Raw genomic sequence first — 13776 nt, 5'->3', positions numbered from 1 at the left:
TTAATTATTCCCTCTCTAGTTCGGCAACCAAATCATCAATTGCATCAAAATCAAAACCTTTTCGATACAAAGATTGTTTTAGTTTTTGTCTACGTTTATATGGTTCTTCAGTTCGGTATTTTTTCCAAAGTTTTATTCCAGCTTGTTTTAAAAGTTCATTTTGTGCTTCATCATCAACTTCGTCATCAATTTGACTAAGTGCTTGATCAATTACATCAAAACTAAACCCTTTGCGTGCCATCGATAACTTGGTCTTCTCAATTCTTTTATTATATGGGTAACGATTCTGACGGTCAAATATCTTTTGAGCTAGCTTAAGGGCATTTTCCTGTACTTTGGGCTCAGAATAATAATCATCAAGAGCTTGAAAAATCTTATTTTCAGCGACTCCTTTCTGAATTAAATATCGCTTAGCCTCTATTGGACCTTTAGTTTGCCCGTCAGCTACTTGACGAACATAACTATTGGCATAATTTTGATCATCAATTAACTTAATTTGTGCTAATTTACGAATAGTAGCTTCAATTGCTGCTTCATCTTCTGATAAAGTCTTTAACTTTTCGCGAACTTCATGCTCCGTTCGCTGTCGATAAGAAATAAAGTCAACGGCTTTTCCATATAACTTAGAAACACTATCTGAGGCTTTGATTTGTTCAATTTCTTCATGAGTTAAAATTGAACCTTTAAAAATTGCAAACTTAATCAAAACCTCTTCACTGATTGGAAAAGCATATTTGTCATTTAAATAAATATTATAACGTCCTGGTCGTTTTTGGGTTTCGACCTTAGTAACCTGGTAATTTTTACTCATGAAATCTACCCTTTCTAAATTCACAATCAGTCAAACTTCTGCTATACTTACTTGATAAATAAACAAAGGAAGTTCGAAAATGAAAGCACATGTCGTATATGCAACTATTACTGGTAATAATGAAGATATTGCCGATATCGTAACTGAAGGACTTGAAGATCTTGGGATGGACGTTGAAGAAACGGAAATTTCACAAACAGATGCCGAAGAACTAACTGAAACTGATTTAATCGTCATTTGCCCTTATACTTATGATGAAGGTCACCTTCCAGAAGAAGGAATGGACTTCTTCGAAGATTTAGGTGATTTAGATTTAACGGGTAAAATTTTTGGAGTAGCCGGATCCGGTGATGTTTTCTATGAAGAATTTTACAACCTAGCTGTTGATGAGTTTGCCAAAAAATTATTGGCAACTGGAGCAACCAAGGGAGCCGAAAACGTTAAAATCAACCTTGATCCAGACGAAAAAGATATTCAGGTCCTTGATCAGTTCTCTCAAACATTATTCAATGCAGTAAATAAATAGACCATTAGTGGTCTTTTTTATTTATTTGCTTAGGCATGAAATAATTATGAACACTGGCATTAATTACTGCACCTAATAGTAGCACCATCCCTGTTAAATAAAGCCAAATCATCACTACGATAAAAGTTCCTAAAGTTTTATAAGCCGAAATGTTACGGAAAAATTCTCCTAAAATTTGTGAAAATAATTGTGACAAAGTTGATAAACCTAATAGGGCAAACAAGGTACCCCCAAGCGTATATTTCCATTTCGTCTTTACGCTAGGGACAAAAAAGTAAATCATACTTAAAATAATCACCAACAATATAATAATAAAAGGCATTCGTGCTGCTTCAATTAAATTCAGAACTCCGGTTGGCATATTAATCAACTTGTTGACCAAATCAATTAGTGCCTGACCAAACCCAAACAAAATCATCAATACAAATAAAAAGACAACTAATAATAACATCCAAAAAAAAGAAATAATTCGATTCATAAATGCACTTTGATTTAACACTCCATAACAACGATTAACTGCCCGCTGAAAGGCAGCCATAGCGCTACTGGATGACCAAATTGCAATTATCAACCCAATTGACAAATTACTTCCCCCATGACCGCCACTAAAAGCTGATTGCACAATTGGCTGTAGTAGATGGTAGATTGAACTCGGCATTAACATCCTCATAGAATCAATTACATGAATGGGATTACCATTAGCAAGCTTAATTACTCCTCCAATTGAGATTAAAATGGGGAATAATGACAATAAAGAATAATATGCAAAAACAATAGCTGAATCCGAAACGTTCCCCATTGAAAAATGTTTTACTAACATCTTAGTAAAGGGCATGATTTTATTTTTGAAAACTACTGTGTATTTCTTCAATTTTATAAATCCTTAGTTTTTATTTAATTCAATTATAACAGATTGAATTAAAGTTACTATTCAATCTAAATAATGATAAAATTAGGAATAGTTTTACAAGTTGAAAATCAATTTCAACTATAAAAGGAGGATCTATTTTGGAAACTATTAGTTTAGTTGTTCCTTGCTATAACGAACAAGAATCAATTACTTTATTTTATAACACCGTCGAAAAAGTTTTTGCTGAAATGAATATGCCTAACTCCCAATATGTGCCAGACTATCTTTTTATTAATGATGGCTCATCCGACAATACTTTAAAAATTCTAAATGAATTACATAACAAACATCCTGAAACCGTTCACTTCATTTCTTTTTCCCGTAATTTTGGAAAAGAATCCGCAATTGCTGCGGGGTTACGCTCAGCAAAAGGGGATTACGTTGCTCTAATGGATGTTGATCTCCAAGATCCCCCTGAGTTACTACCCAAAATGTTAAAAATTATTACGACAGAGGATTATGACTGTGTTGGTTGTATTCAAACTAGTCGAAAGCAAAACCCAATTCGAGCATTTCTCTCAGCATCTTTTTATCATATTATTGACCGTTTATCAGACGTTAAAATTCAGCCCAATGTTCGCGATTATCGACTCATGACTCGTCAATATGTGGATGCCGTAAACGAATTAACTGAATACAATCGTTTTTCTAAGGGAATTTTTAGTTGGGTTGGCTTTAACACCAAGTATCTTAAATTTCCTGGGCAGGAGCGTGCCGCTGGAGAAACTCATTGGTCAATGATTCAATTGTTAGAATATTCAATCGAGGGAATTATTGACTTTTCTGATGCCCCTCTAAAAGTTGCAACCTGGGTCGGCGGATTATCCTGCTTTTTTGCTGTTTTAGGAATTATCTTTACTGTAGTCAGAACTATTTGTTTTGGTGGATCAGTTGCAGGATGGCCTTCTTTAGTTTCAATCATGCTCTTGATTGGCGGGGTTCAACTTTTTTGCTTAGGCATTTTAGGTAAATACATTGGAAAAATTTATCTCGAGACTAAGCACCGTCCCCAATACATCATTAAGGAGCAAAAATAATGAAAGCCTTAATCGACCTGTATCAAAAGCATCGCAACATTATTCCTTATGCTTTTTGGGGAGTAGCGGCAACGGTCGTTAACATTGTATTGTTTGGTAGTATCAATCAATTCACTTCCATTAATTATTCGCTTAACTATTGTTTTTCTTGGTTTATGACCGTTCTTTTTGCTTTTTACACTAATAAATATTTTGTGTTTCACACTAAGCATTTCTCAAATAAAGAATTTTGGTATCAAATGCTAACGTTCTTTGCTGGACGTTTAATTACTGGGATTATTGGACTAGGAATTTTATCATTCGGAGTTAGTCTTCTTGGTTTCAATACCAAACTTGGTAAAAACATCTTTAACATCATTCAAAATGTTGTAGTTGTAATTTTAAATTATTTCTGGGCTATTTTCATTTCATTTAAAGAAAAAAGAACAAAATAAAAAAGGATCCATTGAAATTAAATTTCAGTGGATCTTTTTTTAAACAAACATATTCAAAATTAAAACCATTATTAATCCTGTAACCGAGATTACCGTTTCTAACACTGTCCAAATTCCTAAGGTTTCTTTAACTGATAAGTCAAAGTATTCCTTAAACATCCAAAAACCAGCATCATTAACGTGAGAAGCAGCTAATGATCCAGCACCAATAGCTAGAGCCATCATTACCGGATTAACGTTTAAGGAGGCCATCAATGGCATCACTAGCCCAGCTGCTGTCATTCCAGCAACCGTTGCTGATCCTAAGGAAACTCGAAGAATTACAGCAACTAACCAGCCTAAGATAATTGGTGATAGTGATGAGTGAACCATTAATCCTTTAACAGCTTCCCCAACTCCTCCGGCAATTAAGACTTGCTTGAAAGCTCCACCACCAGCAATAACTAGTAAAAGCATGGCAATTGACTTAACCGCATCAGAAATACTACCAGAAATATCTTTCATTGTTTTTCCACGATGGAAGCCCATTGACCAGATGGCAAATAGCAAAGCAACGACCATTGCAATCACTGGACTACCAAACATTGAAATAACTGCATCAAACCCATGAGGCTTAGCAACTTCTTTTCCACCATGTTCTACTAATTGGTAAATAGTATTTAATGCCATAAAAATGGCAGGAAGTAATGAAGTAAGCGCAGCTAAAGCAAAACTTGGTGTATCTTTCAAATCATATTGTTTAACTTCACCAAAAGCAGGCAAACTCTTTTTAACCACGAAGGCTTTTGGGAAAAACTTACGACTAATTTTGGTATAAATTGGTCCTGCAACAATCACACAAGGAATTGCAACCACAATCCCAAATAAAAGAACTTGCCCAATATTAGCTCCTAAAGCTGTTGCAACAGCTGTTGGTGCTGGTTGAGGTGGCAAAAATCCTTGGGTAGCTGATAGAGCAGCTGCCATCGGAATTCCTAAATAAAGAAATGGAACATCAGCTTCAAGTGCAACCGCAAAGACGATTGGGGTTAATAAGACCAACCCAACTTCAAAGAATAATGACATTCCAATAATGAATGATGCAATTACAATTGCTAGTTGTAACCGCTTCTTACCGAATTTATCGATTAATGTTTTCGCAATTCGATATGATCCACCTGAATCAGATACTAATCGACCAATCATGGCTCCAAAACCAAAGACGATTACTAACTCACCCAAGGTACTTCCAATTCCAGTTTTAATTGCATCTGCAATACTAGCGGGGTTCATTCCTAACCCTAAAGCAACTAAAATTGCTGTTACAATCAATGAAACAAAGGTGTTCAATTTTAACTTAATGATTAGGAAAAGGAGCAACGCAATCCCTAAAATTAAAACAACAAATGGCATCATTTGTGTTTCCTCTTTTCTTTTCAAAAATTTAATATTAGCTACAAGATAAATTGTATGCGTTTTCATACAAAATTTCAATCATTTTGTTAATAAAATCTAAACAAAAAACAGTTCAACTTGTGAACTGCTTTTAATGACCCCACTCAGGTTCGAACTGAGATCGATCGCTTAGGAGGCGACTGCCCTATCCAATTGTGCTATGGGGCCATAATCGACCTTCCTATTTTCTCATGATTAGCCAATTTCGTAAAGAAGTAGCCAGTTATTTTTTGTGGTAACCTTTATTTTTTTGATTACGTTTTCGATTCTTTTTTCGGAGTTTATGTTTTTCGGTTTCAACCGCCACTACTTTTCTTTGCCGTATTTTTTTATTGGAAGCTTTAGTGCCTTTAACTTCAGGAAGTGGCTTTTGCTTAGGTGTTTCTGCTTTTAATTTTTCAATCTCAGCTTCATCAATTTCATCGACTAGTTTTCCACGGAAATAATAAAGTGGTTGTAAGTCATAGTCTTCATCCCGCAAAAGTTTCTTTAAATCACGTAAATCATGATCATCCCCAAAATTAATTACTAACCCGGGTTCTCCCATTCGACCTGTTCTCCCAACTCGATGAATATACGTATTAGCTTCGTTAGGTAAATCATAATTAACCACGGCTGGCAATTTAGGAATATCCAATCCCCGAGCGGCAACATCGGTAGTAAATAATAATTTTGTCTGCCCTTTTCTAAAATTACGTAAAGCTTTTTCCCGTTGCAATTTATTTTCCTCGCCACTTAGTTTTTCTACGGGAGCGTATCCCTGATGTTTAAAGTAATTAAAGGCCCGGTTCAATTCAGTTTGTTGATTAAAAAACACTAGGGCTTTAAAGTTGGTTAATTTAGTTAACCGATTTAAAACATCATTTCGTTTTCCACGAGAGACTTGAAATTGACCATGCTTAACTTTCCCACGACTTTTATCTAAGTCACGTACATCAATGATTCTTGCTGGTTTTCCCATTATTGTTTCTAAATTATAAAGTACTTCATTATCAGTAGCGGAAAAGTAAGCCACTTGTGCATCACGTGGAACCGCGGCCACAATTTGACGGGCTTTTTCTAAAGACTCATCTTGCAGTAAGTCATCGGCCTCATCAATTACAACCGTTTCTACATAATTAGCTTTTAACTTATGTTCATTTAACAAACTCAAAATTCGGCCTGGCGTTCCAACAACAATTTCAGGACGCTTTTTTAGTTGTTCCTGTTGCCGCTTAACGTTTGCACCCCCAATTAATGGCAAAATTTTAACGTTAAAGGGAGTTGCCCAATCTCGAATAATATTGGTAACTTGCATCGCTAGTTCTTGAGAAGGCTCCACAATTAAGGCCTGTGTCCCTTGTCCAGCCATAATATTAGCTAAAATCGGCATCAAAAAAGCGACTGTTTTACCAGATCCAGTAGGTGATAAACCGACGATATCCTCACCCCCATCAATCATGGGCTGATAAACTGCCTTTTGGATCTCAGTTTGGTTTTCGTAACCTAATTTTTCAAAACGTTTTGCAAATTCTTCTAACACAGCATTACTCCTTAAGGTGATTGGGATAGTGAATTCCAGCAGAAACTGCTAAATTATTTAGAGTTTCATTAACTTGTTGAATCAATTGTAACCAAGCTTGATATTGTGCCTGAATTTTTTTCTCATGAGGATGATTAAGAACATTAGCAAAGTCCTGCATTTCTGGAATCATTGGATTAGCTTGGTATTTGGGGCTAAGCAAGGTAGTACCATCTGGGGTAACTAACTTGGCTTCTGTAAATTCACCCCCATTGTCAATACTGATAAGATTGCGTCCAGCATAAATTTCGGAGCGGTGTTGCGAACTCGAAATTTTACTAAAATTCAAAGTGATATCATAATTAGAATAATGTAATATCGCTGTTCCTTTGCCATCTGCACCTGTAGCAATCATCGTAGGATAATAAATTTGTTTCAATGGCATTCCAAATAACGCAACGGCATCATATAAAGGGTAGATTCCTAAATCAGCTAATGCTCCTCCCCCAAACCGAAGATTGAAAACGTTTGGAGTTTTACCTTCTAATACTAAATCATAGCGTGATGAATATTGACTAAACACAAAATCAGCGCCAGCAAGCTTTTTTTCCTTTGCTAACTCAGCTTGAACTGCTTTAAATGCTGGCATATGTATATTTCGTGCTGCTTCAAAAAGGTGGGCTTGTGGATGAAGTTGTAATTCATCTAAAGCCCGTTGGGTTTGCATCGGTGTTAGAAAGGCTGGCTTTTCTACGATTACATTTTTATCGTGTTGAATGGCCGCTAAAACCTGTTCAAAATGAAACACATTGGGTGAAGCAATATAAACCGTATTAAATTTATCAGATGCCATAAATGCGGCTAACGAACAATAAATTTGCTGGCAATGATTTGCCTTAGCAAAAGCTTGACCCGTTTCTTCATGACGTGAGTACACTGCTGCGAGTTCATATTCTCCAGTTGCTTGAGCTGCTTCTACCATTCGCTGCGTAATCCAATTCGTTCCAATCGTTCCTAATTTAATCATTATTTCTACACTTTCATTCTATTCGTTGTAAATACTTTCTCCATTGTACCTTATTTCCATGGTAAGCTGCCATATTATCAGGACTGCTTTTCCCATCCTGATAAAAGGGATCATGTGAACTGAGCTTAGTAAACGTTACTTTATTTCCTGACTTATTTTTGGGGAGCATAAACTGAGTATGTGGAATTTTCTTTAGGACTTGATAATTAACCTGATTCGTCTTGATTAAAACCGGCCGATTATAACGTTGATACAAATAATCTACAAATTGGCTAACACGTTGATAAAGCTGTTTTTGATTCACATTTTGCGCTGTATACTTTCCATAATAATCAATATCAAGACGAAGCGGTAACTGTCCAATTTGCCCATTGACCGCTCGACTAAAGTTTTTGGTTTGAGCTTTAATGCTAGTGGTAAATCCATATTGATGATAAACACCAATTTTTAACCCTGAACCAATACTCCGAGCATAGTTATCATTAAAGTCATCATCTAAATAATTGGCCCCTTGGCTACTACGAAGGTAAACAAATTCTCCACCTTGATGTTTAAATTTATTAAAGTCCAAATAATCATCATTTTGATCAATTGAAATCCCCCGCACGGGATAAACTTTAAAAAAACGATCACGTGCTTCGTTTTTGACATGAAAATGAAGAGTAATTAACCCCAAAATTAATATTGCAATTAAGCACATAAATAATGTTAGTCCCCATCTTTTTAATTTACGCTGGCGGTGGACTTGTTTAAAGTGTGCCCGCTTCATTTCAATCATGCTATGTTCCTCACAAAAATAAATTTTATCTTAATCTTAACACGGTTTTAATAGTGCTTGCTTGAATTGTAGAGCACACTCCAATATAATGTAAGCGTTACAAAAACTTTAAATTAAAGCTTTTCAAATCAAATTATTAATTAATTAAGGGGAATATTATTATGGACTATGTAATTGGTGTTGATATTGGTACCACCAGTGTCAAAACGGTTTTATACGATGACCAAGGATCCGTTAAGGGTTATTCAAACGATCTTTATCCTTTATACCAAGATACATCTGATATGGCTGAAGAAGATCCAGAGGAAATTTTTAGTGCTATGATTGAAGGTTTAAATCACGTTTTGGAAAAAGCTGATTTAAAAAATGGTAGCCTAAAGGGTGTCTCATATTCTTGTGCTATGCACAGTGTGATTTGTTTAGACGAAAATTACAAGCCATTGACTCGGGCAATTACCTGGGCTGATAATCGTGCCGTTAAATATGCCGATGAATTAAAAGAAAATGGAATTGGAATGGAACTCTACAAAAAAACCGGAGTTCCTACTCATCCCATGACTCCACTAACCAAAATCATGTGGTTACGAAATGAAAAACCAGATATTTACAAAAAGACACGTTACTTTGTTGGAATTAAAGAATACATCAACTACAAACTTTTTGGTGAATTAAAAGAAGATTATTCTATTGCTAATGCTACTGGTTTATTCAACATCTTTACTATGGATTGGGATGACCAAGCTTTAGAAGTTGCTGGGGTTACCCGTGATCAACTTCCAGAATTGGTCGATACAACTTACCAATTTAAAGGAATGGTCGAACACTATGCTAACATGATTGGAATTGACAAAGAAACACCTTTCGTCATTGGAGCCTCTGATGGTCCATTAGCCAACTTGGGAGTAGATGCTATTCAACCCGGTGTTGTAGCTGTTACCATTGGTACTTCTGGTGCTGTTCGGGTGGTTACTGACAAGCCAACGATTGATCCAAAAGGACGAGTTTTCTGTTACTATCTATCAGAAAATATGTGGGTTGTTGGTGGACCAGTTAACAATGGTGGAATCGTCTTCCGGTGGGTTCGTGATCAACTTTGCTTGCCAGAAAAAGTAACAGCTGAACAAATGCACTTGGATGCATATGACTTATTAACAAAAATTGCGGCAGCCGTCCCTGCTGGATCTGACGGTTTGATTTTTCTCCCCTTCTTAGGTGGTGAACGGGCTCCCATTTGGGATGCTGATGCTCGAGGAACTTTCTTTGGTTTAACTCGACAACACACTCGTGCTAACATGATTCGGGCCGCTCTTGAAGGAATCGTTTATAACTTATACACAGTAATGCTTGCCCTAGAAGAGGTTGTTGGTGAACCTAAAAAGATTCAAGCTACTGGTGGATTTGCTCGTTCTGAACTTTGGCGTCAAATGTTAGCGGATGTCTTTGAACAAGACGTTAACATTCCCGAAAGTTTTGAAGGAACTGCTTTAGGAGCTGCTACGCTTGGAATGTACAGTCTTGGCATGATTGATAGTCTATATGATGTTAGCAAGTTTGTTGGGGTTACTAATACTCACAAACCTAATCCTAAAAACTATGAAGCTTACCGTGAATTAATTCCTATTTACATTCGTTTAAGTCGTTATCTCAAACCTGAATACAAAAACATCGCTGCTTACCAACGTAAACATGCTAATGATGTATCTCAAGATATCAAAAATGACTAAAAAAAGGATTCCAGTACTGCTGGAATCCTTTTTCATTGTGTCCGGATAAGAATGTAGTTAAGATAAAGAAGATGAATAACTAGTTGGAGGACTATAATTATGAAAAATGAACTTATTAAAGAAGTAACCGAATATAATCGTCACATTGGAAACGATAATTTAGCAGGGATGCAAAAGGTTTTTGAATATAATCAACAACTTGATTTATTCTGGAAACTAACTAATTCAATTAATCTTTATGATTTAAACAAAGTTCAATTAAACATTGAAAAAGCAGTCGCTGATCGTAAAGCAACTAACAAATCCTTAGTTGCTTTAAACACCAAGTTAGGTGAAATGTTAGATGATGAATTCGACTTCGTTAAACTTGATGGTGATGTAACTGAATTAGATAATCCTGATCAAGTTGGAGTTCCTGACTTGGATACGTTAAACCAATTTACTAAAGCATTGAATAAATAATCTTTTTAGCACTGATAACATTTTGTCTCTAATGTTATTGGTGTTTTTTCTCGCAAAAAATGATAATCAATAAATTCAACATTATAAAAATCATAGTTCATATAAAAAAAGACCACTTGCTACTGACTATTAATTCTGATACTATACTTATCGTTTTTATCGCAAATCTTTTAAGTCACCTGCACTATTCATATACATAAGCTTTATCAAAAGCTTTCTTTGTAATTCAAGTAAAATTTTCTAAGCAAACAAAAAAGCCGGGAAGCTAAACTTCCGGCTTTTTATTTATTCAATTGAAACCAAGCTTACCTTACTGGTTCCATCAACTTTTTTAATTTCTTCCAGCAGTTCATCAATCGTAATTTCCATAGTACTCAAGTCCAAAGAAATTACCACACTGGCCACTTTATGAATTGGAATATTTTGATTAATGGTCAAAATACTGGCCTTACTGTCCGCAAACTTCTTCAAAACCGCCGAAAGAATTCCGCGTTCGTCATCCAACATTAAAGAAATTACAGCTTTTCGATTCCAATTAGCTTCGTCTGTTTCATAAACCAAGTCTTTGTATTTATAAAAACTTCCCCGACTAATGCCAACTTTTTTCACTGCTTCACTAATGTTTTTGATTTTGCCACTATCTAATAATTGGCGTGCTTCAATCACCTTACTAAAAGTATCTGGTAACAATGATTGATCAACAATATAATATTTATCTATTTTAAAGCACCTCGATTTTCACACCTTGTTTTTCCACTGCAACGGGTTCAACTCGCCAAGTTGGAAGATGTTCTTTAATTTTTTTAATCATAAGTTGCTGTTTTTCAGCACTATCAGTGATTCCCATTAAAGTCGAACCACTACCGCTGATATACATCGTACCATTTATTTTATCACAAATATTTTTAACCTCAGCATAGTTTGAAATTAATTTTTTCCGATATGGTTCTTGCATGTGATCTTGCAAAGCGACTTGCAATTGCCGTAAATTATCATCTGCTAATGCTTTAACTAGTAACAAACTATGACTAACTTGGTAAGTAACATCCGCATAACTCAATTGTTTGGGCAAAATTTCTCGTGCCGCTTTCGTCGCAACCCTAAAATCTGGAATGATTGCCACAAAATGATAGGCAGTATTAATTGGATACTTAATTAATTCAATATCAGCAGCAACAAAGGCCATACATAAACCACCAAAAATAGCCGGTGCGACGTTGTCCGGATGTCCTTCCATTGCATTCGCTAATTTTAATAACTCATTTTGATTGATTGAAATCCCAAACCAACCGTAAGCGGCTGCTAATCCTCCCACAATGCAAGTGGCTGAACTACCTAGACCTCGCGATAACGGAACCTCACTTTTAATTGTAATTGCAACGGGAGGAACGGTTTTTCCTAACGCTGCACAACCTTTACAAAACGCCTGATAGACTAAGTTATTTTCATTTTGTAATACCTTTGGACACCCAGTAATGCGTAATTCATTACTCCGGCTAAATTCAAAAGTCGCATATAAATCAAGCGCCATTCCCATACAATCATAACCAACCGCTAAATTAGCGCTCGTCGCTGGGACTTGAACTCTAATCATGACCAAACACCTCATTTACCTTTTGATAAACGAAGTCGGCCATTGCAGCTGGCTGAATCACAGAGGCTTTAACCGGTTGCTTTTGCCAAATTGCTTGCAGTGGTTCAGGTACGGGAACCCCCGTATATTCATTGATTTTAGCAGTGGTTACTTGAACATCGGCATCGTGTTTACCAAATAATGCATCCGCAACCGCATCCACAAATTTATAAGGACTAGCGGTACTCAATAAAATCATCGGAATTTCTGGATTTTCACTTTGAGCTTCCCGCATCACCTTATAACCAGAAGCAGTATGGGGATCCATAAAATAGTGGTATTTGTCATAAACCATCCGAATTGAATCTTCAATATCATGATCAGAACTATAACCACAGGAAAATTCCTCTAGCAACCGTTCCAATAATTGGTCACTTACTCGATACTTTCCCGTCGCTTCTAATTCTTCCATTAAACCTTTGATGTAATTAGAATTTTGGCCACTCATGTAATAAAGCAAGCGTTCAAAGTTACTAGAAACTTGAATATCCATGCTAGGAGCCACCGTCTTAAAAAATGGACGATTACGATCATATACACCCGTAGCAAAAAAATCAGCTAACACGTTATTTTCGTTACAAGCGACCACTAATTTTTTCACAGGTAAGCCCATTTGTTTAGCATAGTAACCGGCTAGCACATCGCCAAAGTTCCCAGTTGGAACAGTAAAACTGACCTCATCGCCGACTTTAATCGTGCCCTTGGCTAACAATTGTTGATAAGCACTAAAGTAGTATACGACTTGGGGAATGAGGCGGCCAATATTAATTGAGTTAGCGCTCGATAAGATGGTATCAGAACCTAATTTCGCTTTTAATTCTGCATCATTGAAAATCTTTTTCACGTTGGTTTGCGCATCATCAAAGTTTCCTTCAATGGCAGCCACGTTAGTATTTTCCCCATTAGTGGTCAACATTTGTTGTTGTTGGACCGTACTGACTCCGCCATCAGGAAAGAAAACCGTAATCCCCATTTGAGCTTTATCCTGAAAGCCATTCAAAGCAGCCGTTCCGGTATCACCACTAGTAGCTGCTAAAATCATCACTTGTTGTTGCGCTTGAACCGAACGTTCCATTAATTCTGGTAACATTTGTAAGCCCACGTCTTTAAAAGCGCTGGTTGGTCCATGGAATAATTCTAAAATATGGAAGTCATCAACCCCTTTAAGTGGTGTAATTGGGTTGGCAGCAAAAGTATTCGTATAGGCGTTTTTAATTGACTCGTTAATCTCAGTTTCGGAAAAATCAGGTAATAATAAGGAAAGTACCCGTTTCGCAATCGCTTGGTAGTCCAAGTCAGCTAAGTCTGACAAATCAAATTCTAAGCTAGGCAAAATTGGTAATACAAATAAGCCCTTATCATCAGCAAAACCTTTCACAATTGCTTCTTTAGCACTAATCTTAAGCTGATTATTGCGGGTGCTGGTATAGTACTCGTCAATCATTATTTATCCTCCGTCACTTGCGTTTTTGTTATTTCCATGATAATCTGTTTTTAAA

At 36.2% G+C, this 13776-nt stretch carries 14 protein-coding genes and 1 tRNA gene; 5 read left to right on the top strand and 10 right to left on the bottom strand.

The window, feature by feature from the left end; all coding sequences use genetic code 11:
* Positions 1-4: 4 nt before the first annotated feature.
* Positions 5-811 (bottom strand): recombination regulator RecX, encoded by an 807-nt coding sequence (gene recX, locus AC0GLY_RS01795; RefSeq protein WP_496611856.1) that lies wholly within the window; start codon positions 809-811, stop codon positions 5-7.
* A gap of 79 nt (positions 812-890) precedes the next feature.
* On the opposite strand from recX, the gene AC0GLY_RS01790 reads away from it, so the two are divergent.
* A complete protein-coding gene (locus AC0GLY_RS01790) occupies positions 891-1337 on the top strand; it encodes a flavodoxin (protein WP_496611855.1) in 447 nt (148 codons plus the stop codon).
* Between the two features lie 4 nt (positions 1338-1341).
* On the opposite strand, the gene AC0GLY_RS01785 is transcribed toward AC0GLY_RS01790, so the two are convergent.
* A complete protein-coding gene (locus AC0GLY_RS01785; RefSeq protein ID WP_496611854.1) occupies positions 1342-2208 on the bottom strand; it encodes a YihY/virulence factor BrkB family protein in 867 nt (288 codons plus the stop codon).
* A 137-nt stretch (positions 2209-2345) separates the two neighbouring features.
* Here AC0GLY_RS01785 and AC0GLY_RS01780 point away from each other — a divergent pair, with 137 nt between their 5' ends.
* Entirely contained in the window at positions 2346-3284 is a 939-nt protein-coding gene (locus AC0GLY_RS01780; RefSeq protein ID WP_496611853.1) for a glycosyltransferase family 2 protein, read from the top strand.
* A complete protein-coding gene (locus AC0GLY_RS01775; protein WP_496611852.1) occupies positions 3284-3718 on the top strand; it encodes a GtrA family protein in 435 nt (144 codons plus the stop codon). The genes AC0GLY_RS01780 and AC0GLY_RS01775 overlap by 1 nt, the downstream gene beginning before the upstream one ends.
* Positions 3719-3757: 39 nt before the next feature.
* Here the strand turns inward: AC0GLY_RS01775 and AC0GLY_RS01770 are convergent, their stop codons facing one another.
* The 5 genes from AC0GLY_RS01770 to AC0GLY_RS01750 form a co-directional block, all read right to left on the bottom strand.
* Positions 3758-5113, bottom strand: coding sequence for a gluconate:H+ symporter (locus AC0GLY_RS01770; protein WP_496612228.1), 1356 nt, complete (start codon positions 5111-5113; stop codon positions 3758-3760).
* A gap of 134 nt (positions 5114-5247) precedes the next feature.
* Positions 5248-5320, bottom strand: a tRNA-Arg gene (locus tag AC0GLY_RS01765).
* Positions 5321-5375: 55 nt separating this feature from the next.
* A complete protein-coding gene (locus AC0GLY_RS01760) occupies positions 5376-6674 on the bottom strand; it encodes a DEAD/DEAH box helicase (RefSeq protein ID WP_496611851.1) in 1299 nt (432 codons plus the stop codon).
* A gap of 4 nt (positions 6675-6678) precedes the next feature.
* The gene (locus AC0GLY_RS01755) at positions 6679-7680 is read right to left on the bottom strand and encodes a Gfo/Idh/MocA family protein (RefSeq protein WP_496611850.1); all 1002 of its coding nucleotides are present in this window, start codon (positions 7678-7680) and stop codon (positions 6679-6681) included.
* Between the two features lie 13 nt (positions 7681-7693).
* Entirely contained in the window at positions 7694-8458 is a 765-nt protein-coding gene (locus AC0GLY_RS01750) for a GH25 family lysozyme (RefSeq protein WP_496611849.1), read from the bottom strand.
* A gap of 161 nt (positions 8459-8619) precedes the next feature.
* Here AC0GLY_RS01750 and gntK point away from each other — a divergent pair, with 161 nt between their 5' ends.
* Entirely contained in the window at positions 8620-10182 is a 1563-nt protein-coding gene (gntK, locus tag AC0GLY_RS01745; protein ID WP_496611848.1) for a gluconokinase, read from the top strand.
* Positions 10183-10281: 99 nt separating this feature from the next.
* Positions 10282-10644: a hypothetical protein gene (locus AC0GLY_RS01740; RefSeq protein ID WP_496611847.1), complete on the top strand. Its 363-nt coding sequence runs from the start codon at positions 10282-10284 to the stop codon at positions 10642-10644.
* Positions 10645-10929: 285 nt separating this feature from the next.
* On the opposite strand, the gene AC0GLY_RS01735 is transcribed toward AC0GLY_RS01740, so the two are convergent.
* From AC0GLY_RS01735 to thrC, 3 genes are read right to left on the bottom strand one after another with little or no spacing between them, the layout of a single operon-like run.
* Positions 10930-11364, bottom strand: a complete 435-nt coding sequence (locus tag AC0GLY_RS01735) for an ACT domain-containing protein (protein ID WP_496612227.1) — start codon at positions 11362-11364, stop codon at positions 10930-10932.
* 1 nt (position 11365) lies between these two features.
* A complete protein-coding gene (gene thrB, locus AC0GLY_RS01730; RefSeq protein ID WP_496611846.1) occupies positions 11366-12238 on the bottom strand; it encodes a homoserine kinase in 873 nt (290 codons plus the stop codon).
* Positions 12231-13721, bottom strand: a complete 1491-nt coding sequence (thrC, locus tag AC0GLY_RS01725) for a threonine synthase (protein WP_496611845.1) — start codon at positions 13719-13721, stop codon at positions 12231-12233. The genes thrB and thrC overlap by 8 nt, the downstream gene beginning before the upstream one ends.
* Positions 13722-13776 lie beyond the last annotated feature (55 nt).

The sequence above is a fragment of the Fructilactobacillus sp. YLN 2507 genome, from assembly GCF_059614085.1.
Note: the sequence above shows the minus strand (reverse complement) of the source record. Positions and strands in the feature narration are given on the sequence as shown.

What these genes read in the sequence shown, in the direction of transcription:
- recX (WP_496611856.1), bottom strand. Translation starts at nt 811, where the DNA reads ATGAGTAAAAATTACCAGGTTACTAAGGTCGAAACCCAAAAACGACCA.
- thrC (WP_496611845.1), bottom strand. Translation starts at nt 13,721, where the DNA reads ATGATTGACGAGTACTATACCAGCACCCGCAATAATCAGCTTAAGATT.
- AC0GLY_RS01770 (WP_496612228.1), bottom strand. Translation starts at nt 5,113, where the DNA reads ATGATGCCATTTGTTGTTTTAATTTTAGGGATTGCGTTGCTCCTTTTC.
- AC0GLY_RS01790 (WP_496611855.1), top strand. Translation starts at nt 891, where the DNA reads ATGAAAGCACATGTCGTATATGCAACTATTACTGGTAATAATGAAGAT.
- AC0GLY_RS01775 (WP_496611852.1), top strand. Translation starts at nt 3,284, where the DNA reads ATGAAAGCCTTAATCGACCTGTATCAAAAGCATCGCAACATTATTCCT.
- AC0GLY_RS01750 (WP_496611849.1), bottom strand. Translation starts at nt 8,458, where the DNA reads ATGATTGAAATGAAGCGGGCACACTTTAAACAAGTCCACCGCCAGCGT.
- thrB (WP_496611846.1), bottom strand. Translation starts at nt 12,238, where the DNA reads ATGATTAGAGTTCAAGTCCCAGCGACGAGCGCTAATTTAGCGGTTGGT.
- AC0GLY_RS01755 (WP_496611850.1), bottom strand. Translation starts at nt 7,680, where the DNA reads ATGATTAAATTAGGAACGATTGGAACGAATTGGATTACGCAGCGAATG.
- gntK (WP_496611848.1), top strand. Translation starts at nt 8,620, where the DNA reads ATGGACTATGTAATTGGTGTTGATATTGGTACCACCAGTGTCAAAACG.
- AC0GLY_RS01740 (WP_496611847.1), top strand. Translation starts at nt 10,282, where the DNA reads ATGAAAAATGAACTTATTAAAGAAGTAACCGAATATAATCGTCACATT.